This window comes from Microbispora sitophila, from assembly GCF_014892245.1.
Taxonomy (GTDB): Bacteria; Actinomycetota; Actinomycetes; order Streptosporangiales; family Streptosporangiaceae; genus Microbispora; species Microbispora siamensis.
Window position 1 is genome coordinate 42230 of sequence record NZ_JADBGC010000017.1, and the last position, 20666, is coordinate 62895.

Consider the following 20666-nt stretch of genomic DNA (forward strand, 5'->3'; position numbering starts at 1 on the left):
TTCCCGCTCAGGCGGGGAGGGCCTTCACGTATGCGCCGGCTCCCGGCCGGCGGAGCGGTACACGGCCGTGGCGATGTGGGCGAACGATCGGATCAGCGGGCTGGCGTCGGAGCTGTTCCAGGCCAGGACGAGGCGGCTGGGCGGCATGTCGGCCAGCGGCACCGACGTGAGCCCCTCGGGCAGCGCGTGGGCCGTCGGCGCCAGTCCGACCGTGCCGTTCCACAGAACGGCCTGCAGGCACTCGTGGACGGTGCGCACCACCGGGCCGTCCCTGAGCTCGCCGCCGGGCGTGACGGCGTTCCAGTAGGCGCGCCAGACGGGATCGGTGCCGTCGGGCAGCCGGAACCACGGGCGATCGGCGAGATCGTTCAGGTGCAGGGTCTCGCGGCGGGCGAGCGGGTCGTCGGCCCGCAGGACCACGCCCATGGGGTCGGAGCGCAGCAGGCAGGTGGTGATCCCGGTGTCGTCGAAGGGCGCCCTGGTGAGGGCGACGTCGACGAGCCCGGCCCGAAGGCCCGTGGTCGGGTCGGTGAAGTCGGCTTCACGGACGCGGACCTGGACTCCGGGGTGACGCCGGCGGAAGGCCGCGGCGAGCCGGGCTCCGGCCTGTTCGGCGCTGTCCGCGATCGTGCCGATGGTCAGGGTGGCGGCGCCGGCCGCCGCGGCGACCCGGGCGCGCACCCGCTCGGCCTGCTCCAGCAGCGCGCGTGCCTCGTCGTAGAGCGCGGCGCCGGCGGCGGTCAGCGTGACGCCGGTGGGCGACCGGTGCAGCAGGAGGGCGCCGAGGTCGGCCTCCAGTTGCCTGACGGCGCGGCTCAGCGGCGGCTGGGTCATGTGCAGGCGCGCCGCGGCCCGCCCGAAGTGGCGTTCCTCGGCGACCGCCACGAAATAGCGCAGCGAGCGTAGGTCCATCACCGGCGACGATACCGGCACGGTATCGGGCGTGCGCAACCGGTGTTGGACGCGGCAGAGGATCCCGTAATGGACTGGAGCTGCCCTTTTTCAGGCTTTCCAGAGGATTGGATGCGATGTCCGAATACACGCTGCCCGAGCCCGTCGTGCGGATCGAGGAGGTGCGGGAGCTCGCCCGCGACCTGGTGGTGATCCCCAATCGCCGGGTGCAACTGGTGCCCAACGTCGGCGTCATCGGCGGCACCCATTCCGTGCTGGTCGTCGAGACCGGAATGGGCCCGCGAAACGCCGAGACCGTGCTCGGGTTCGCGGCGGAGTACGCGGCGGGCCGCAGGCTCTACCTGACCACGACGCACTTCCACCCCGAGCACGCGTTCGGGGCGCAGGTGTTCGCCGGGGAGGCGACATTCCTGGTGAACCGGGCGCAGGCCGAGGACCTGGCCGCGAAGGGCGCCGCCTACCTCGACATGTTCAGGGGACTCGGCGAACCGGTCGCCCGGCAGCTGGAGGGCGTCGAGATCGCCACCCCGGACGTCGTCTACGACGACGCGTACGACCTCGACCTGGGCGGCCGGGTGGTGCGGCTGCGGGCCGCCGGTCGGGCGCACAGCCGGGGCGACCAGGTGATCACGGTCCCTGACGCCGGGGTGATGTTCACCGGCGATCTCGTGGAGGCCGGGCAGTTCGCCATCTTCCCGTGGTTCCCGCCGCACGACACCGACGTGTCCGGCACCCGCTGGATCGCCGTGATGCGGCGGCTGGCCGATGCGTCGCCGCGGGTGGTGGTGCCCGGCCACGGAGACGTCGGCGGCCCGCGGCTGCTCGCCGACGTCCGCGACTACCTCGAACTGCTGCGTGACGAGACCTGGGCGCGCCGGGACTCGGCCGTGAGCGAGCAGACGATCGTCGAGGAGGTCAGAGCGCTCATGATCGAGCGGCACCCGGAGTGGGCCGGCCGGGAGTGGATCGAGAAGGGCGTCGGCTGCCTGTGCGCCGAACACCCCGCATGACGCGGGCGGCCGGCCCGCCTGAGGTTCACGCGGAGGCGCTCGCCCCGGTCACCCGCCGTGCACCGGCTCGCCGTCGAGGAACGTCATGACGACCTTGGTGGTCCAGATGTCCTTCGGGTCGAGCGCGAAGGGGTCGCGGTCGAGCACGACGAGGTCGGCGGGGCGGCCCTCCTCGATCACCCCGGCGGGGGAGCGGTTGATCCAGGCCGATCCCTCGGTGTAGGCCGTCAGGATCGTCCGCAGGTCGAGGCTCTGCTCGGGCAGGAAGGGAGTCTGCGCCGTGGGGTACGTCGCGTGGACCGAACTGCCCGGCTCGGTGCGGTTGACCGCCACGTGCATGGCCTCCAGGGGGTTGGCCGAGGAGACCGGCCAGTCCGAGCCCCCGGCGAAGCGGGTGCCGTGCCGTACGAGGTCGGCGAAGGGGTACTGCCAGGAGGCGCGCTCCTCGCCGAGGTAGGGGATGCACAGCTCGTCCATCTGCAGGTGGTGGGTCGCCCACAGCGCCTGCAGGTTGGCCGTGACCCCGAGCTCGGCGAAGCGCGGCACGTCCTGCGGCGTGATGATCTGCACGTGCGCGATGTGGTGCCGGTTGGCGGGGTCGGTGCCGGTCAGCGCGTCGAGCGCCTCGCGCACGGCCCGCTCGCCGATGGCGTGGAAATGCACCTGGAAGCCCAGCGCGTCGAGCTCCTTGACGTACCCGCCGAGCAGCACAGGGTCGATGTACGACAGGCCGGTGCCGCCGCAGCGGCAGTAGGGCTCGATGACGGCGGCGGTGAAGTTCTCGGGGATGCCGTCCTGCATGATCTTGATGGAGGTCGCCCGGAACCGGTCCAGACCCTCAGCCATCGCACGCCGCTCGACCAGGCCGGGGATCTGCTCGGCGCCGCGGGTGCGGTCCCACCACAGGGCGCCGACCACGCGCGCCTTCAGCCGTCCTGAGGAGGCCGCGGCGAGGTAGGTGGGCAGCTGGTCGTCCGACCCGGCGTACGACCCGACGATGGCGTCCTGCCAGCCGGTGATGCCCAGCGAGAACAGGTGGGCCTGCGCGTCCATCAGAGCGGCGTCGACGTCGGCCGGGGTCGGGCGCGGGGTGAGCAGGCCGACCAGGTCCATGGCGCCCTCGTGCAGCACGCCGCTCGGCGTGCCGTCCGGGTCGCGCTCGATGCGGCCGTCCGCGGGGTCGGGGGTGTCCTTCGTGATCCCGGCGAGCTCGAGCGCCCGCGTGTTCACCCAGGCGGCATGGTGGTCGCGCTGCACGAAGTACGCCGGCCGGTCGAGGAAGTCGATCTGGGACCGGTGGGGGAGGCCGCCGGGGAAGGCCGACATGTCCCAGCCGCCGCCGTCGATCCACTCCTTGTCCGGATTTTTCGCAGCATAGTCGGCGATTCTGGCCGTGTAGGCGTCGAGCCCGTACACCTCGGACAGCTCGCACTTGGCCCGCTCCAGCCCGGCCTGCACCGGGTGGACGTGGGCGTCGGTGAATCCCGGGGTCAGCAGGCCGCCGCCGAGGTCCACCGGCTCGGCGTTCGGCGCCAGCCGTACGAGGTCGGACTCGGCGCCGACGGCGGCGATCACGCCGTCGCGGACGAGGACCGCCTCGGCGAAGCCGCCGGGGACGAAGACGCGGCCGCCGCGGAACAGAAGGGAGGAGCTCACGTGATGCCTTTCAGTGCCCGGTGATCTTGTCGGCGATCCTCGCCAGTACCGACGTCCTGGTCATGCCCCTGCTCTCGCGGGCGTCGGCCAGGCGGTAGAGACGGTACATCGAGTGGACGCCGAGCCAGCGCAGCGGTTCGGGCTCCCAAGAGCGCACTCGGCGGTCCACCCACGGCATCCGGGTCAGGTCGGACTCGCGGCGCAGCACCAGGTCGCACAGCGTGCGCCCGGCGAGGTTGGTGGTGGTCACGCCGTGGCCCGTGTAACCGCCCGCCCAGCCGAGGCCGGTCGCGGGGTCCAGGTGGACGGCCGAGCACCAGTCGCGCGGCACGCCGAGCACGCCCGACCAGGCGTGCTCCACCCGCGACCCGGCGACCGCGGGGAAGAACGCGACCAGCAGCTCCCACAACGCGTCCACGGTCCAGGCGTGCGTGTGGCCCCGCTCGTCGATCCTCGATCCGTACAGGTAGGGCCTGCCGCGCCCGCCGAAGGCGATGCGGTCGTCGGCCGTCCGCTGGGCGTACATGTAGTAATGCGCCATGTCGCCGAGCAGTTCGCGGCCCTGCCAGCCGATCTCCGCCCAGACCTGCTCGGGCAGCGGCTCGGTGACGATCATGGAGCTGTTCATCGGCAGCCAGTCGCGGTGGTGACCGGCGATGGTGGCGGTGAACCCCTCGGTGCAGCGCAGCACGTGGTCCGCCCGCACGGTCCCGTACGGCGTGACCGCCCGGCCCGGCGCGATCTCGGTGACGGGGGTCCGCTCGTAGATCTCGACGCCCAGGTCCCGTACCGCCCGCGCCAGGCCGCGGACGAGCTTGGCCGGCTGGATCCTGGCGCAGTGCGGGCTCCAGGTGGCTCCGGTGGCGCCCGCCACGCGCAACCGGTCGTTCATCTCGTCGGTGGTCAGCAGCCGGACGTCGTCGGCGTCCCAGCCCCAGCCGCGCTGGCCCGTCAGCTCCTCGCGCAGCCGCAGGCCCTGCGCCGGGCCGCGGGCGACGGTGAGCAGGCCGCCCTTGACGATGTCCGCGTCGATGCCCTCCTCCCGGGCGACGCGGATGACCTCGTCGATGGCCTCGAACATCGCGCGCTGCAGCCGCCGGGCCCCGTCCGGGCCGTGGGTCTTGGCGTACCGCTCGGGTGAGCCGGCCAGTGCGCCGGTCAGCCAGCCGCCGTTGCGGCCCGACGCCCCGAAGCCCGCGAACTCCTTCTCCAGCACGACGACCCGCAGCGACGGGTCGGACTTCTTCAGGTAGTAGGCGGTCCACAGTCCCGTGTAGCCCGCGCCGACCACGGCCACGTCGGCCTGCAGGTCGCCGCCGAGCGGCTCTCCGGGCGCGGGCACTCCCAGCGACCGGTACCAGAAGGACACCTCACCGTTGACGAATCCGGGGGACAGGGGAGCGGTCATGGTGCACATCCTGCTATATCCGTGCTCATCTCGCCATTCGGCGACGGATGTCGTGGAGATCCGTGGAGACACATGCGGATAACCGTAGTCGTAACATGATCCATCGGAAGGAAACGATCGGCTCACCGCTGTGTAGCAAACGTGTAACAACCCTCCGGCAGGCTGAAGACCAGCGCAACGGAGGGAGCGGATACCCATGGGGTTCTTCCGGATTCGTACGACCGTGGACGAGCGGCCCGGGCGGCTGGCGTCGCTGGCGACCGCCCTGGCAGACAAGGGCGGCAACATCCTGGGCCTGTCGGTGCAGCCCGACACGGACGGCACGGTCGACGAGTTCGTCACGGACATCCCCGCCTCCCCCGAGGCCGTACGCGAGGCGCTGGAGGCCGCGGGCGGGAGGCGGGTGCGGATCGTACCCGCCACCGCGCACGAACTGACCGACGAGCCGACGCGTACGCTGCTGCTCGCCGCCCGGCTGCGCTCGGCTCCGTGGCGCCTGCCGGAGATCCTCGGCGAGCTGCTGCGCGCCGACGACGCCCGCTGGGTGTACGGCGCGACCGCCGTACGCTCGCGGAACGAGGACGGCGAGCGGGACGAGGGGGAGGCGCCGGAGCTGCCCGACCCGACCCTGCTGGTGGTGCCCGTGGCGCCGCGACGGTCGATCCGGCTGCGCCGCTCCGGGCTCCCGTTCACCCTGACCGAGGCGGCCCGTGCCGCCGCGATGGTGAGGCTGGCGCAGCCGCCGGCCGAACCGTCCGCGGCCGAGGGGCCGGTGCGGCTCGCCGACGGCGCGGAGGTGCAGGTCAAGCCGCTGACCTCGCTCTACCGCGAGGCGCTGCGCGACCTGCACGAGCGCTGCTCACCCGAGACGCGCAGGTTCCGCTACTTCACCGCCAACCCCACCCTGCCGCCGCGCACGTTCGACCGGCTGTGCGACCGGGGCCGCGGCCAGTCGCTCGTCGCGGGGCACGACGGCCAGGTCGTCGCGCTCGCGTCGCTGATGTTCACCCCAGACCCCGGCATAGCGGAGATCGCCTTCCTCGTGGAGGACCGCTGGCAGGGCCGGGGGCTCGGCACCCACCTCGCACGCATGCTCCTCGCCCAGGCCAGGGACCTCGGCTTCGCCGAGGTGCGGGCGACCCTCCTGTACGACAACACGCGCATGCGCAGGCTGCTCGGCTCCCTCGGCGCGACGCTCACCCACACCGAGGATCCCGGTGTGATGGAGGCGCGGATCGCCGTGGGCGTGATGGCGACGGCTTCCCCGAGCTGACGCCCTCACGGGTGATCCTCCTGGTCCGGTGTAGCTCAGGGCACCGGACCAGGACGGATCGCCGCGATTCGTCACCGCCGCCCGCCGAACTCCCAGTCGTGCACCTCGATGTCGGCGTACCGGTTGCGGGTCAGGACGGCGCGTGCCGCGTCCGGGTCCGGCGCCCGGACCAGCACCGCCGTACCCAGCCAGGTGGCGCCGTCGTCGGACAGCAGAGGTCCGTACGCGATCAGCTCGTCCCGGCCGGGCGGCGGGACGAGGTCGGCGGCCTCCCCGGAGCCCAGGCCCAGCACCAGATATCGGTTGCCGCCGTCCCTGCCGCCGGGGAAATCCCCCATGGTGCGCCCCAGTACGTTGCGCCATCGCCGTACCATCACGTCCCGATACACACCGGCCTGGTAGTTGGGCTCGTCCAAGGCGAACGCACGCGCCGTGGCGGGATCCGGTAAGTCCACGATGTGCACACTGCCGGTGGCGATGTCGGTGACGCGGTCGAAGGTCGGGCCGCGGGCGATCATCTCCGCGGCGTACCGGTCCATGTAGGACCAGTGCTTTTCCACCAGTTCGTCGCGCAGCGCCCCCGAGCCGGGCCGATCGCGGTGATAACAGAAGAACTCCATGCGGAGAGTTCCTAGCATGGTGGAACGCCACGGGGAACTCAGGTACAGGTGGTCTGTGGACTTCGACGAGGCGGCCGACCGGCTCTACGGCATGGTGCCCGAGGAGTTCACCTCGGCCCGCGACGCGCTGGCCAAGGAGGCGAAGGCGGCCGGCGACGCCGCGCTGGCCAAGCGGATCAAGGCACTGCGCAAGCCCACCGTCGTGGCCTGGGCCGTCAACCGGACCGCTCGGGAACGCGGTGAGGACCTCGGTCGGCTGCTCGACCTCGGCCGGCGGCTGCGGGACGCGTGGCGGGGCCAGGATGCCGACGCCTTGGCGGAGGCGGGCCGTGAACGGACCCCGCTCATCGCCCGCCTCGTGCGGTCCGTACGGGAGGAGGCGGAGGCGGCCGGGCATCCGCTGGCCCCGGCGGCCGATCTGGAGATCGAGCAGACCCTCGACGCCGCGGTGGTGGACGAGGACGCGGCCGAGCAGGTGCGCCTGGGCCGGCTGACCCGCCCCCTGAGCTACAGCGGCTTCACTCCGGCCCCCGTCGTACGGCCCGCCCCCGAACCGGCGGCGCGGGAGCGGCCCGCGCCGAAGGCCGAACGCGACAAAGCGGAGCGGGAACGGCGGGAAGCGGAGCGGGAGCGTCACATCAAGCGCATGGAGGACGCCCTCGCCGAGGCCGAGCAGGCCGTGCGGGAGGCGGAGCGGGGCCGCGCCGACTGGGAGGCCGAGCGGGCCGAGGCCGTACGCGAGCACGAGCAGCGCGTGGCCAAGGTCGAGACGCTCACGGCCAAGCTGGCCAAGGCCAAGGACAAGCTGAACGCGGCCGAACACCGGCTGGAGGTCGCCCGCCGTGAGGAGACGAACGCCGAACGAGCCGCCCGGTCCGCCCGCCAGAGTGCCGACCAGGCCCGTGCCGCCCTCGACGAGGCCCGATCAGGCGACCTGGAACGGCCGGGCGAGGCGTGACGCCGGCCCGGCCGTTTCCCTTGTGATCTCCTGTCAGGGCGAAGCGATCCGCCCCAGGGACGGTGGGATCTTGTGCGCGGCGGCGCGGTCGAGCAGGAACAGCGTGCGCTGCCGCCCGCGCGCCCCGGCGGCCGGAACCTGGAACGGTCCGGCGTCCGACAGTGCCATCCTGACGGCCTGCGCCTTCTCCTCGCCCGCCGCGACGACCCAGACCTCCCTGGCGGCCCGCAGCGCGGGGAACGTCAGCGACACCCGGGTCGGCGGCGGCTTGGGGGAACCGTGCACGGACACGACCGGCCGATCCTCCTCGTACACGGCCGGCTGGCCCGGGAACAGCGAGGCCACGTGGCCGTCGGGGCCCATGCCGAGCAGCAGCACGTCGAACGAGGGCACCGGCCCGTGGTCCTCCGGCCTGGCCGCCTTGGCCAGCTCCACCGCGTACGCGTCGGCGGCCTCCTCGGCGGTCATCCCCGAGTCGGGGCCGGGCATCGGATGCACCCGAGCCGGGTCCACGTCGACGTGGTCGAGCAGGGCCTGGCGTGCCCCGGTCTCGTTGCGCTCGGGATGGCCGGTCGGCAGGAACCGCTCGTCGCCCCACCAGATGTCGAGCGCCCGCCAGTCGATGGCGTCGTGCGCCGCCGTCCCCGCGAGGGCGGCGAGCGTCGCGATGCCCACGGTGCCGCCGGTCAGCACCAGGTGCGCGGAACCGCGGGCCGCCTGCGTGTCCACCAGCCGCGTGATGAGGCGGGCGGCCACGGCCTGGGCCAGCAGTTCGGCGTCGCGGTGGACGATGACGGTGGGAACGCCGGTCACGCCCCTCCCCGCCCCTTCATCTCCGCCAGGCGGCGGATCGAGGCGGCGTAGATGTCGTCGGGGTCGAGCCTGCGCAGTTCCTCGGCCAGCAGCTCCGAGGTCGGCCTGCGCGCCAGGGCGACCCGCCGGTCGGGGTGGCCGGGCCGCGACAGCGTGGCGAGCCTGGCGTCGCTCCTGCTCACCGTCAACTCGCCGCCACCCTCGATCGACAGCCGCACGCCCGTCAGGCCGGGGCCGCCGGAGCCGACGACCTCGATCGGCGCCTCCAGCCGGTCGCACAGCCAGGCGGCGAGCAGCGGCGCGCTGGGGTTGCCCGCGGCGGCCTCCACCACACCCCCGGTGATCTTCCCCATGGGCTGGTCGAAGGCGGCGGCCAGCAGGCTGCGCCACGGCGTGAGCCGCGTCCAGGCCAGGTCGGTGTCGCCGGGGACGTAGCTGCCGGCCCGCGAGGAGATCGCGGCGACCGCGTCTCCGGCCGACCTGGCGTCCAGGATCCGGCGGCTGCCCAGGTGCCCGATCGGGTGCTTGGCGGGGATCTCCGGGCACTCGCCCGGCCACCACACCACCACCGGCGTGTCGGTGAGCAGCAGCGGTGTGATCACCGAGTCGGCGTGCTCGGTCAACTCGCCGTACAGGCGCAGCAGCACGACCTCGCCCGGCGCCGACTCGCCCACCCGGATCTCCGCGTCCAGCCGGTTGGGCTCGGCCGGGTCACGGATGATCACCATGAGGATGCGCGAGGGGTGCTCGCGCGCCGCCTCGGTGGCCGCGCGCAGGGCGTCGTACTGCCCCGCCTCGTCCACCACCACGACGAGGGTGAGCACCATGCCGACGGCGGGTGCGCCCATCTGGTGCCGCAGGCGGGTGAGCGTCGAAGAGATCTTCGACGCGGTCGTCTCGGTCAGGTTGAAGGTCGTCACACCGCTCTCCGCTCGCTCCACCCCGGATGCGCCTCGCTGACAGCCACGCTCACAGCCGCCTCCAGGCGCGTCCGTCCCTGGCCAGCATCGCGTCGGCCGAGGCGGGGCCCCAGGAGCCGGACGCGTACCCCTCGGGCTTGCCCTGGGAGGCCCAGAACTCCTCGATCGGGTCGAGGATGTTCCACGACAGCTCCACCTCCCGCTGGTGCGGGAACAGCGGCGGGTCGCCGATGAGCACGTCGAGCAGCAGCCGCTCGTACGCCTCGGGGGAGGACTCCATGAACGACTCGCCGTAGGCGAAGTCCATGTTGACGTCCCTGACCTCCATGGCCGTGCCCGGCACCTTGGAGCCGAAGCGCACCGTGATGCCCTCGTCCGGCTGGACACGGATGACCAGCGCGTTGTGCCCGAGGATCTCGGTGTCGTCCTTGCTGAACGGCAGATGCGGCGCCCGCTGGAAGACGACGGCCACCTCGGTCATCCGGCGGCTGAGCCGCTTGCCCGTACGCAGGTAGAACGGCACCCCGGCCCACCGGCGGTTGGCCACCTCCAGCTTCACCGCGGCGTACGTCTCGGTGGCGGAGTCGGGGGAGATGCCCTGCTCCTCCAGGTAGCCGACGACGGGCTCGCCGCCCTGCCAGCCCCGGACGTACTGGCCGCGGGCGGTGCCGGTGGCCAGGTCGGCGGGCAGCTTGACGGCCCGCAGCACCTTCTCCTTCTCCCGGCGCAGCGCGTCGGCGTCGAAGGAGGTGGGGTCCTCCATCGCGACCAGCGCGAGGAGCTGGAGCAGGTGGTTCTGGATCACGTCACGGGCCGCGCCGATGCCGTCGTAGTAGCCGGCCCGGCCGCCGATGCCGATGTCCTCGGCCATCGTGATCTGGACGTGGTCGACGTAGCCCCGGTTCCAGATCGGCTCGTACAGCGTGTTGGCGAAGCGGAGCGCCAGGATGTTCTGGACCGTCTCCTTGCCGAGGTAGTGGTCGATCCGGAAGACCGAGCTCTCCGGGAACACCGCGCTGGTGATCTCGTTGAGCTCCCTGGCGCTCTTCAGGTCGTGCCCGAACGGCTTCTCGATGACGACCCGGCGCCAGGAGCCCTCGGGCGCCTTGGCCAGGTTCGTCCGCTTGAGCTGCTCGATCACGAGCGGGAAGAACTTCGGCGGCACCGACAGGTAGAAGGCGTAGTTGCCGCCGGTACCCCGGGTCTCGTCGATCTCCTTGAGCATCATGGCGAGCACGTCGAAGGCGCCGTCGTCGTTGAACTCGCCCGGGCAGAAGTGAATGCCCTCGCTGAGCTGCTTCCAGACCTCCTCGCGGAACGGCGTCCGCGCGTGCTCCTTGACCGCCTCGTACGTGACCTGGGCGAAGTCCTCGTGCGCCCAGTCGCGGCGGGCGAACCCGACCAGGGAGAAGCCCGGGGGCAGCAGCCCCCGGTTCCCCAGGTCGTAGATCGCCGGCAGCAGCTTGCGCTTGGCGAGGTCGCCCGTGACGCCGAACAGCACGAGCACGCAGGGCCCGGCGACCCGGGGCAGGCGCCGGTCGCGCGGGTCGCGCAGCGGGTTGGCGGCCATGGTCAGCTCGGTCGTCGCGGTCGTGGCGGCCTGAGCGGCGGCCAGAACCGCCTGCTCGACGCTCGTCAGGTCGTCTCCCGCCTGCCGCGCGGCGCTGCGCGCCTCCGGCGCCTGCCGGGCGTCGTCGGCGGGGGCCTGCGGCTCCTGTTGCTCCGTCATGTGTCCTCCCTGCGGACGGGCCCTTCGCCAGTAACGCATCGCATGGTCAGAGCTCCTCCGCCACGGAGAGCAGGTGCCTGACCCCGGCGACGCGGTCGGTGAGGTGCAGGCGCACGGCCGGCCTGCCGCGGGAGGTCAGGGCTCCCAGGTCTCCCAGCGCCTGCGCAAGCTGCAGCCTGCCCAGCGTGTAAGGCTTGCCGGGGACCTCGACGTCGTCGGTCACCGCCCCGGTGATTTGCAGGAACACCCCCGACGCCGGCCCACCCTTGTGGTACTGGCCCGTGGAGTGCAGGAAGCGCGGGCCCCAGCCGAACGTGACCGCGTGGTCGGTGCGGTAGTCGAGCAGCGCCCGCAGAGTGGCGACATCGGCGCTCGCCCAGGTCTCGGTCATCTCCTCGAAGGACGCCTCGCCGACGACCGCCGCGTCGAACGCGGCCTCGCGGTCGAGGTACGCCATGATCGCCAGGTAGCCGCGCTCGGGAATCGCGCGCAGCAGCCAGGTGAGGACGTCGGCCAGGTTCTTCAGGTCGCCGGGCAGGTCGCCGTACACCTCGACCGGGCCGTCGGTGAGCACCGGGGTGCCGGTCGGCAGCGGGCCGTCCCCGGCCTCCTGCAGGATCCGGGTGGTGTTCTCCTTCGACTCGGCGACGTTCGGCTGGTCGAACGGGTTGATCCCGAGCACCCGGCCGGCGACGGCCGTGGCGTACTCCCAGACGAGGAACTGCGCGCCGAGCGGGCCGTCGACGGTCGTGCCGCTGTCGGGCCCGATGGTGACGAGGAACTGGTCGTCGGCCTCCGCGGCCTCCGCGCCGACCACGGGCAGGATGCCCTTGCCCTCCTTGCCGGTCGACTCGGCGATCAGCTGCTCGATCCAGTCGGGCAGGCCCGTGATGTCGGACGGCGCGTCGCGCAGGATCAGCTTGTCGCGCCCGTGCAGTGCCCGCGCGCCGAGCAGCGCGCCGAGCTCCAGGCCCGGGTTGCCCTCGTCCTGCGCGAGCAGCGGCGCCACCGCGGCGGCGTCGTCGAGCAGCTTGGCCACGTCGGCGCCCGCCAGGGCGCTCGGGACCAGGCCGAACGCGGTGAGCGCGCTGTAGCGGCCGCCCACGTTCGGGTCGGCGAGCACGACCGGATATCCGGCCTCGATCGCCGTCCGCTCCAGCGGGGAGCCGGGGTCGGTGACGACCACGATCCGCTCGGCCGGGTCGATCCCCGCGTCGCGGAACGCCTGCTCGTAGACGCGCCGGTGGCTGTCGGTCTCGATCGTGCCGCCGCTCTTGCTCGCCACCACCACGATCGTTCGGTCGAGCCGGTCGGCGAGCGCGCGCCGCACCTGGTGCGGGTCGGTCGTGTCGAGGACGGTCAGCGGCACGTCCTCGGTGGCGCAGATCACCTCGGGAGCGAGGGAGGAGCCGCCCATGCCGGCGAGCACCACGTGGTCAAGGCCGTCGGCGCGGGCCCGCTCCACCAGCTTGGCGATCTCCGGCAGCAGCTCCCGGCTGCTGTGGGGCAGGCCGAGCCAGCCCAGCCGGATCGCGGCCTCGGACTGCGCCTGCGGGCCCCACAGCGTGGAGTCGCCCGCGGCGAGGGCCGCGGGCACCCCCTCGGCCACGAGCTTGTCCTTGACCGCCTTGACGGCGTCCGCCTCGTCGCCGAGGGTCACCTCGATTGTCATATGCAGCTCAGGCCTTCCGCAGCTCGCCGTCGACGGTTTCGAGAAGCTCGCTCCAGGACGTCTCGAACTTCTCGACGCCCTCCTCCTCCAGCGCGCGGACGACGTCGTCGTAGTCGATGCCGGCCTGCTTGAGCGAGGCCATGACGTCCCACGCCTGCTGGTAGAAGGGGCGGATCGTGTCGCCCGAGATCCGGCCGTGGTCGGCCGAGGCGTCCAGCGTCTTCTCCGGCATGGTGTTGACGACCCCGGCCGTGACCAGCTGCTCCACGTACAGGGTGTCGGGGAAGTCGGGGTTCTTCACCCCGGTGGAGGCCCACAGCGGGCGCTGCGGGTGCGCGCCGGCCGCGCGCAGCGCCTGCCAGCGCGGCGAGTTCATGACCTCCTCGTACGCGGCGTACGCCAGGCGGGCGTTGGCCACGGCGGCCTTGCCCTTCAGCTCGACGGCCTCGGGCGTGCCGATCTTGTCGAGGCGCTTGTCGATCTCGGTGTCCACGCGGCTCACGAAGAACGACGCGACCGACTCGATCGTGGCCAGGTTGAGGCCGTTGGCCTTCGCCTTCTCCAGGCCGCTCAGCCAGGCGTCCATCACCTGGCGGTACCGCTCCAGCGAGAAGATCAGCGTGACGTTGACGCTGATGCCCTCGGAGATGGCCTGGGTGATCGCCGGCAGGCCCTCGACGGTCGCCGGGATCTTGATGTGCACGTTGGGCCGGTCGACCAGCCACCACAGCGCGCGGGCCTCGGCGATCGTCGCCTCGGTCTTGCGGGCCAGGCGCGGGTCCACCTCGATCGACACGCGCCCGTCGACGCCGCGGGTGGCGTCGAAGACCGGCCGCAGCACGTCGGCCGCCCAGCGGATGTCGAACGTGGTGATCGCGCGTACGGCCTCCTCGACCGTCACGCCGCGGGTGGCGAGGTCGCGCAGCTGCGCGTCGTAGGCGTCGCCCTTGCTCAGCGCGGAGGCGAAGATCGTGGGGTTGGAGGTGACCCCCGTCACGTTCTTGTCGCGGATCAGGGCGGCAAGGTTGCCGGAGCGCAGCCGCTCCCTGCTGATGTCGTCGAGCCAGATGGAGACTCCGGCGTCCGTCAGCCGCTTCAGATTCTCATTCATCCTTCGTCCCTCAGTTTCCGGTCGTCTCGCCCTTGTCGGCGCCCGTCTTGGCCAGGCTGGCCTTGGCGGCGGCGACGACGCGGTCGGCGGTGAGGCCGAACTGCTCGTAGATCGTCTTGTACGGCGCGGAGGCGCCGAAGTGCTCGAGACCCAGGACCTCGCCCGCATCTCCCACGAACTCGCGCCAGCCGAGCGTGATTCCCGCCTCGACCGCGACCCGGGCCTTCACGGCGGGGGGCAGCACGGTCTGCTTGTAGGCGGCGTCCTGCTCCCGGAACCACTCCACGCACGGCATCGAGACCACGCGGGTCGGGATGCCCTGCGACTCCAGGATCGTGCGGGCCTCGACGGCGAGCTGGACCTCGCTGCCGGTGCCGATGATCACGACCGCGGGCTGGCCGTTGGACGCGTCCTGCAGGACGTAGCCGCCCCGCGCGACGGCGTCCGGGTCGCCCGTGCCGTCCAGGGTGGGGACGTTCTGCCGGGTCAGGGCGAGGCCCGCCGGGCGGTCGTTGTGCTCGAGGACGGCCTTCCACGCGGCCGCCGTCTCGTTGGCGTCGGCCGGGCGGACGACGTCCAGGCCGGGGATCGCGCGCAGCGCCCACAGGTGCTCGATCGGCTGGTGGGTCGGGCCGTCCTCGCCGAGGCCGATCGAGTCGTGCGTCCAGACGTAGGTCACCGGCAGCTTCATCAGCGCGGCGAGCCGCACCGACGGCCGCATGTAGTCGCTGAACACCAGGAACGTGCCGCCGTACGGGCGGGTGCCGTTGTGCAGCGCGATGCCGTTCAGGATCGCGCCCATGCCGTGCTCGCGGATGCCGAAGTGCAGCGTCCGGCCGTACCGGTTGCCGGGGAACTCCTTGGTCTGGTACTCGTCCGGGATGAAGGACGGCTCGCCCTTCATCGTGGTGTTGTTGGACTCCGCGAGGTCGGCCGAGCCGCCCCACAGCTCCGGCAGCACCGGCGCGAGCGCGCTCAGCACCTCGCCGGACGCCTTGCGGGTGGCGACCTGCGAGCCGATCTCGAACGACGGCAGCGCCTTGTCCCAGCCCTCCGGCAGCTTGCGCTTGGAGATGCGGTCGAACAGCTCCGCCCGCTCGGGGCTGGCCTCGCGCCAGCTCTGGTAGCCCTTGTCCCACTCGGCGCGCAGGGCCCGGCCGCGCGCGACGACCTCACGCGCGTGGTCCAGCACCTCGGCGGGCACCACGAAGCTCTTGTCGGGGTCCATGCCGAGGACGCGCTTGGTCGCGGCGACCTCCTCGGCGCCCAGGGCCGAGCCGTGGATCTTGCCGGTGTTCTGCTTGTTCGGCGCCGGCCAGCCGATGATCGTGCGGAGCTTGATGAACGTCGGCCGCTCGGTCTCGGCGCGGGCCGCCTCAAGCGCGTCGTACAGCGCCTGGACGTCCTCCTTGTACTCGCCGGTGGCGGTCCAGTCGACCTCCAGGACGTGCCAGCCGTACGCCTCGTAGCGCTTGGCGATGTCCTCGGACAGGGCGATCTGGGTGTCGTCCTCGATGGAGATGTGGTTGGAGTCGAAGACCACGGCGAGGTTGCCGAGCTTCTGGTGGCCGGCGAGGGCGCTGACCTCGTGGCTGATGCCCTCCTCGAGGTCACCCTCGGAGGCGAAGCACCAGATCATGTGGTCGAACGGCGAGGTGCCGGGCGCGGCGTCCGGGTCGAACAGGCCGCGCTCGCGGCGGGCCGCCATGGCCATGCCGACGGCGTTGCCGATGCCCTGGCCGAGCGGGCCGGTCGTGGTCTCCACGCCGGCCGTGTGGCCGTACTCGGGGTGGCCCGGAGTGAGGCTGCCCCACTGCCGGAGCGCCTTGAGGTCGTCCAGGGTCAGGCCGTAGCCGGACAGGTAGAGCTGAATGTAGAGCGTCAGGCTCGAATGCCCGCAGGAAAGGACGAACCTGTCTCGTCCCGCCCACTTGGGATCCGAGGGGTCATGACGCAGGACCCGCTGGAAGAGAAGGTAGGCGGCGGGCGCGAGGCTCATCGCGGTGCCGGGGTGACCCGATCCCGCCTTCTCCACGGCGTCCATCGCCAGGGCCCGCACGACGTCGACCGCCTGCCGGTCAAGGTCACTCCACTCAAGGCTTGCGCTGCTCAACTGCTCGATCCCCTCTTGTTTTCGCGCCGGTTCTGGCATTTCCCGCCCACAGGGGACCCTAACGGGTTCCTCGTAATACCGTTTGGTAGCCACCTCGGTAACGGTGCCTGCGGCTTCGGCCCCGGTTCGGGGACCACCTGCGGTGGCGACTACAGTGATTTCGCAAGTGCCGGCTGCTGCCCGGAGACAGGCTGCCCGGAGATCCGCCCTAATCAGAGGTTACGCGTTGACCCCGCACGTGTTGGAAGCGCCTTGACGGTCCTGACGAACAAGCAGACGGCGGCCCCCCTCGGGTCCACCGCGACGGCCACGGCTCCCCGCTCCATCGGGGCGCTCGTGAAGGCCTACGTGGCGCTCACCAAGCCCCGGATCATCGAGCTGCTGCTGATCACGACCCTGCCGGTCATGTTCCTCGCGGCGCATGGCCTGCCCGACCTGTGGACCGCGGCCGCCACCATGGTGTTCGGCACCCTGTCGGCGGGCAGCGCGAACGTCCTGAACTGCTACATCGACCGGGACATCGACCGGACGATGCGGCGCACCCGCAGGCGGCCGCTCGCCAAGCACGACGTGTCGCCGGCGGGCGCGCTGATTTTCGGTGTGATTCTCGGCACTCTTTCCACGCTCGGCCTCGCCCTCGCGGTCAACGGACTGGCCGCGGCGCTGGCGCTGGGCGCGATCCTGTTCTACGTCTTCGTGTACTCGCTCGTGCTCAAGCGGCGTACGTCGCAGAACATCGTGTGGGGCGGCATCGCCGGCTGCATGCCGGTGCTGATCGGCTGGGCCGGCATCACCGGCGGGGTGTCATGGGCCCCGGTCGTGCTCTTCGGCGTCGTGTTCTTCTGGACGCCGCCGCACACCTGGACGCTCGCCATGCGCTACCGCGAGGACTACGCGGCGGCCGAGGTGCCCATGCTCCCGGTCGTCACCACCGAGCGCCGGGTCGTCCAGCAGGTCGTGGCCTACACCTGGGCCACCGTGCTGTGCTCGCTGCTGCTGTGGCCGATCGCCGGCACCTCCCTGTTCTACCCGGCCGCCGCGCTCGTGCTCGGCGCGGTCTGCCTGGTGGAGGTCTACCGCCTGCTCGGCCGGGTGAACGCCGGCAAGACCGGCGTCGACCTGCGCCCGATGCGGTTCTTCCACTGGTCGAACATCTACCTGGCGCTGCTGTTCCTCGCCGTCGCGATCGACTCCCTGCTCGTCTGATTCACCCAGGAGGTCCCGTCCGAGAGGAGTTCGGACGGGACCTCGTCCTTTGTTCCGGTCAGATGGTGACGACGACCTTGCCGAACGCCTTGCCCGAGGCGTAGTGGCGATAGGCGTCGTGAGCCTGGTCGAAGGGGAACGTGCGGTCGATGACCGGGCGAAGGCCGTTGACCTCGATGGCTCGGTTCATGGCGAGGAACTGGGCTCGGCTGCCGACCGCGACGGCGCGCACGGTGGCGCCGGAGGCGAAGAGCGTGCGTGCGTCGATCGGAGGCACGGTGCCGGAGACGAAGCCCACGCACGCGACGTGGCCTGCCATCGCCACCGCCTTGAGGGACTGTTCCAGCAGGCCGGCCACGTCGACGACGCGGTCGGCGCCCCGCCCGCCCGTGAGTTCCCGGACGCTCGCGGGCCAGTCGGAGACGGCCCGGTAGTCGATGACCTCGTCCGCGCCGAGATCGAGCAGGCGGGCCGCCTTCTCGGGGCCGCTGGTGGTGGCGATCACCCGGGCGCCGAGCGTCTTGGCGAACTGCAGGGCGAACAGCGACACCCCGCCCGATCCCTGCGTCACCAGGGTCTGGCCAGGACGCAGGCCGTCCGCGCCGGTCACGGCGTTCCAGGCGGTGACCGCGGCGCACGGGAGCGTCGCCGCCTCCTGGTAAGACAAATGACCGGGAACCGGCACCAGGGCGTCCTCGTCGATCACGGCGCGTTCGGTGAGCATGCCGTCCAGCGAGCCGCCACGCTGCGGCAGGTGCTCGATGCCGAACGGGCCGTCCTGCCAGCTCGGGAATAGGGTGGCGGTGACCCGTTCGCCGATCCGCCGGGAGTCGACCCCGGGCCCGACCGACACGATGTCCCCGGCCCCGTCGGATACCGGGACCACGTCCGGTTTCACCGGCAGGACGTAGTCGCCGCGGGCGATCATCAGTTCCCGGAAGCTCAGAGACGCCGCGCGTACGGCGACGACGACCTGACCGGCACCGGGGACCGGGTCGGGATGGTCCCTGATCGTCAGGCCCGCAGGCCCGGCGCCGCTGTCGAGATGGTAGCTGCGCATCGTCAGGCTCGGGCCTCGGAGTCGGTGGCGAGCGGGACGGGGGCGCCGGTCTTGCTGTAGCCGAGGGCCGCGACGATTCTCCCGTCCCGGACCCGCATGAGGTTCACTCCGCGCACCGAGTCCTCGGGGCCGTCGCCGAAGCGGTAGCGCCACAGAATCGTCGCGCGGTCGCCGTCGACCCAGACGTCCTCGGGCCCGAACTGGGTGGTGTGGTCGCCGGCGAGCGTCCGCCAGAACGTCAGGCACGCCTGGCGTCCCTCGACGCGCTCCCCGTCCGGAGCCGGCTGGATCGCCTCCATCACGCAGTCCTCGGCGATCAGGTCGTCGAGGATCTCGGGGTCGTGGTGAACGAACGCGTGGTTGAAACGGTCGATGACCTCGGCCGTGGTCCGTTGCGGCACTTCGGCTCCTTGGGAAATAGAACGTTCGGTCTATAGTGTTATATCGACCGGTTGATCTACTCGTCAACAGGGTCGCCTGGGAGCGACCCGGCGAACGGGTCGGGCCTGCTGGATCTGCGGCTTCCAGCCGGGGCCGTGGGCGTCAGCCGCGGTAGGTGCGGCGGACGTTGTCGTCGGGCGTGGGAAGGCGTTCGGCGGCGGGGCCCTCGGCGAAGCCCTTCAGCAGGTTGGTCGTCGCGGCCGTGACGAAGGCCCGCGTACGCGCGCCGATCCCGTGGGCCCGCGGCAGGTCGCGAGTGCCCGCCATGAGCGTCTCGGCCCACCGCATGGTCCCCGAGGCGAAGACTCCGGCCCCGCTCGGGACCGTGTAGTAGGCCGCGTCGGCGAAGCTGGGCCGCCCCACGCAGGTCACCGGCGAGTGGGCGAGGATCCGCAGCGGCCTGGGCGTCGGCACGTCCGTGTTCACCCGGTCGTACTCCACGCCCACCAGGTGCGGGAACGCGTCGCCGCGGCGCACGCCGGTGCCCGCGAAGATCCAGTGACCGGGATCGTGCACCACGAACGGCGCGTCCACGGGATAGCCGTCGTAGTACACTCCGATGAGCGACGACTCGGGGTCGGCCTTCGGCGCCGCCCGGAAGTCGGTCGTCGCCTGCGACGGGCGCGTGCGGACCAGCGGATCGCGGTCCACCGCGGTCTTGTAGCAGACCACCAGCCTGCCGTCCTCCTCCATGCGGACGCGGCGGTAGCAGGTGTTGGCGCCCAGGAAGGCCAGGTTGACGCCCGCGTCGCGTGCCTCGGTCACGGTGCGGCGCACGCCGGGCGTCCAGTACTCGTCGTGCCCCAGGAAGATCACCGCGGCGGCGCCGGTGAGCACGTCGTCGCCGGCCTCCAGATCGCCGCCCGTCGTGTACGCGAGGGGCAGGCCGAGCCGTTCGGCCAGCGCCACCACCGGCCGCTCGTGGATGAGGAACTTCTCCATCCCGGTGGGGTCGTAGGGCCGGTCGAAGCTGACCGCGAGCGAGCGGCTGTCGTAGCGGCCGTCCTCGCCGTAGTAGAGGCTGTATCCGCCCCACCGGTTGTACGCCTGCCAGGTGGGGGTGGCGTGGACCAGGACCGTGCGGCCAGCCCCGGAGGCCGAGCGCACGACCAGCGGCACGTAGCGCTGGTGGCCGCGCTCGGTGTCCAGGCGCAGCAGGTATGCCCCCTCAGGCCAGCCTTCGGTGGAAACGCTCAGGGAGCGCCGCCACCCGGCCCGTACGGTGCGGGTGTCGCCGGCGAGCCGTCCGCGGCCCTGGTCGCGTCCCCTCATCCACCCGGAACGCCACACCCGGCGGGCGAGTGTCCCGCCGTACCAGCCCATCCGGTAGGCCGTGACCCGGTAGCGGCCCTCGGTGGTGGAGACGTGCAGCCCGAACGCCTCCCCGGGCAGCACGCTCGCGCGGTCGCTGTAGCCCTCGATCGCCTCGTCGGGGCCCCGCCTGCGCACCCGCCAGTCGGGGTCGCCCGGCTGCAGCCGTTCCGGCACCGGCTTCCCGGCCGCCGTGGGGGAGGGAGAGGGCGCGGGGGAGGCGGGAGCGGAGGCTTCCCGGGACCCGGGCGCGCACGCGGCGACCGAGCCGACGGCGGCGGCGCACGCGACACGGAGGAAACCGCGTCGTCCGAGCCCGCCACGTGGTGCGACATCCATGATCGCCCATTGTGCCCGCAACCGGGACGTGTTCGGGACGGACGGCACGCCCGGCCTGCGAGATACTTGCCCCGGCACGGAATGCATGGGGATCTTTTGGGGCCGGAGGAGGAC

At 72.0% G+C, this 20666-nt stretch carries 17 protein-coding genes; 4 read left to right on the forward strand and 13 right to left on the reverse strand.

Features of this window, described 5'->3' with window-relative positions; genetic code table 11:
- Nucleotides 1-24: 24 nt before the first annotated feature.
- The gene (locus IL992_RS28730; RefSeq protein ID WP_193206501.1) at nt 25-912 is read right to left on the reverse strand and encodes a LysR family transcriptional regulator; all 888 of its coding nucleotides are present in this window, start codon (nt 910-912) and stop codon (nt 25-27) included.
- Nucleotides 913-1028: 116 nt separating this feature from the next.
- Here IL992_RS28730 and IL992_RS28735 point away from each other — a divergent pair, with 116 nt between their 5' ends.
- Nucleotides 1029-1922 (forward strand): MBL fold metallo-hydrolase, encoded by an 894-nt coding sequence (locus IL992_RS28735; protein WP_193206502.1) that lies wholly within the window; start codon nt 1029-1031, stop codon nt 1920-1922.
- 48 nt (nt 1923-1970) lie between these two features.
- On the opposite strand, the gene IL992_RS28740 is transcribed toward IL992_RS28735, so the two are convergent.
- Both IL992_RS28740 and IL992_RS28745 read right to left on the reverse strand, forming a co-directional pair.
- Nucleotides 1971-3578: an amidohydrolase gene (locus IL992_RS28740; protein WP_193206503.1), complete on the reverse strand. Its 1608-nt coding sequence runs from the start codon at nt 3576-3578 to the stop codon at nt 1971-1973.
- Between the two features lie 10 nt (nt 3579-3588).
- Nucleotides 3589-4986, reverse strand: a complete 1398-nt coding sequence (locus IL992_RS28745) for an NAD(P)/FAD-dependent oxidoreductase (RefSeq protein WP_193206504.1) — start codon at nt 4984-4986, stop codon at nt 3589-3591.
- Nucleotides 4987-5182: 196 nt separating this feature from the next.
- Between IL992_RS28745 and IL992_RS28750 the strand changes: the two genes are divergently transcribed.
- Nucleotides 5183-6259 (forward strand): GNAT family N-acetyltransferase, encoded by a 1077-nt coding sequence (locus tag IL992_RS28750; RefSeq protein ID WP_193206505.1) that lies wholly within the window; start codon nt 5183-5185, stop codon nt 6257-6259.
- A 71-nt stretch (nt 6260-6330) separates the two neighbouring features.
- Here IL992_RS28750 and IL992_RS28755 read toward each other — a convergent pair whose 3' ends face one another.
- Nucleotides 6331-6897 (reverse strand): YciI family protein, encoded by a 567-nt coding sequence (locus IL992_RS28755; protein WP_226873958.1) that lies wholly within the window; start codon nt 6895-6897, stop codon nt 6331-6333.
- A 37-nt stretch (nt 6898-6934) separates the two neighbouring features.
- Between IL992_RS28755 and IL992_RS28760 the strand changes: the two genes are divergently transcribed.
- The gene (locus IL992_RS28760) at nt 6935-7837 is read left to right on the forward strand and encodes a hypothetical protein (protein WP_193206506.1); all 903 of its coding nucleotides are present in this window, start codon (nt 6935-6937) and stop codon (nt 7835-7837) included.
- A 33-nt stretch (nt 7838-7870) separates the two neighbouring features.
- Here IL992_RS28760 and pgl read toward each other — a convergent pair whose 3' ends face one another.
- The 6 genes from pgl to tkt all read right to left on the reverse strand — a co-directional run bounded on the left by pgl (nt 7871) and on the right by tkt (nt 16234).
- Complete coding sequence (pgl, locus tag IL992_RS28765; protein ID WP_079319890.1) at nt 7871-8650, reverse strand: 6-phosphogluconolactonase; 780 nt, start codon at nt 8648-8650, stop codon at nt 7871-7873.
- The gene (locus IL992_RS28770) at nt 8647-9570 is read right to left on the reverse strand and encodes a glucose-6-phosphate dehydrogenase assembly protein OpcA (protein ID WP_193206507.1); all 924 of its coding nucleotides are present in this window, start codon (nt 9568-9570) and stop codon (nt 8647-8649) included. Before IL992_RS28770 ends, pgl begins: the two co-directional genes overlap by 4 nt.
- Nucleotides 9571-9619: 49 nt before the next feature.
- Nucleotides 9620-11140, reverse strand: a complete 1521-nt coding sequence (gene zwf / locus IL992_RS28775) for a glucose-6-phosphate dehydrogenase (RefSeq protein ID WP_193206639.1) — start codon at nt 11138-11140, stop codon at nt 9620-9622.
- A 205-nt stretch (nt 11141-11345) separates the two neighbouring features.
- The gene (locus tag IL992_RS28780; protein ID WP_193206508.1) at nt 11346-12971 is read right to left on the reverse strand and encodes a glucose-6-phosphate isomerase; all 1626 of its coding nucleotides are present in this window, start codon (nt 12969-12971) and stop codon (nt 11346-11348) included.
- A gap of 7 nt (nt 12972-12978) precedes the next feature.
- A complete protein-coding gene (tal, locus tag IL992_RS28785) occupies nt 12979-14082 on the reverse strand; it encodes a transaldolase (RefSeq protein WP_193206509.1) in 1104 nt (367 codons plus the stop codon).
- 10 nt (nt 14083-14092) lie between these two features.
- Nucleotides 14093-16234: a transketolase gene (tkt, locus tag IL992_RS28790; RefSeq protein ID WP_193206510.1), complete on the reverse strand. Its 2142-nt coding sequence runs from the start codon at nt 16232-16234 to the stop codon at nt 14093-14095.
- A 213-nt stretch (nt 16235-16447) separates the two neighbouring features.
- On the opposite strand from tkt, the gene IL992_RS28795 reads away from it, so the two are divergent.
- Nucleotides 16448-17401 carry a heme o synthase gene (locus IL992_RS28795; RefSeq protein ID WP_193206511.1) on the forward strand — a complete coding sequence of 318 codons (954 nt, stop codon included), beginning with the start codon at nt 16448-16450 and terminating at the stop codon, nt 17399-17401.
- A gap of 58 nt (nt 17402-17459) precedes the next feature.
- On the opposite strand, the gene IL992_RS28800 is transcribed toward IL992_RS28795, so the two are convergent.
- From IL992_RS28800 to IL992_RS28810, 3 genes are all read right to left on the reverse strand, one after another.
- Nucleotides 17460-18461, reverse strand: a complete 1002-nt coding sequence (locus IL992_RS28800) for a zinc-dependent alcohol dehydrogenase family protein (RefSeq protein ID WP_193206512.1) — start codon at nt 18459-18461, stop codon at nt 17460-17462.
- Nucleotides 18462-18463: 2 nt separating this feature from the next.
- Nucleotides 18464-18862, reverse strand: a complete 399-nt coding sequence (locus tag IL992_RS28805) for a nuclear transport factor 2 family protein (RefSeq protein WP_193206513.1) — start codon at nt 18860-18862, stop codon at nt 18464-18466.
- A 142-nt stretch (nt 18863-19004) separates the two neighbouring features.
- On the reverse strand, nt 19005-20552 hold the full coding sequence (locus tag IL992_RS28810) for a N,N-dimethylformamidase beta subunit family domain-containing protein (protein ID WP_193206514.1): 1548 nt from the start codon (nt 20550-20552) through the stop codon (nt 19005-19007).
- Between the last annotated feature and the right edge of the window lie 114 nt (nt 20553-20666).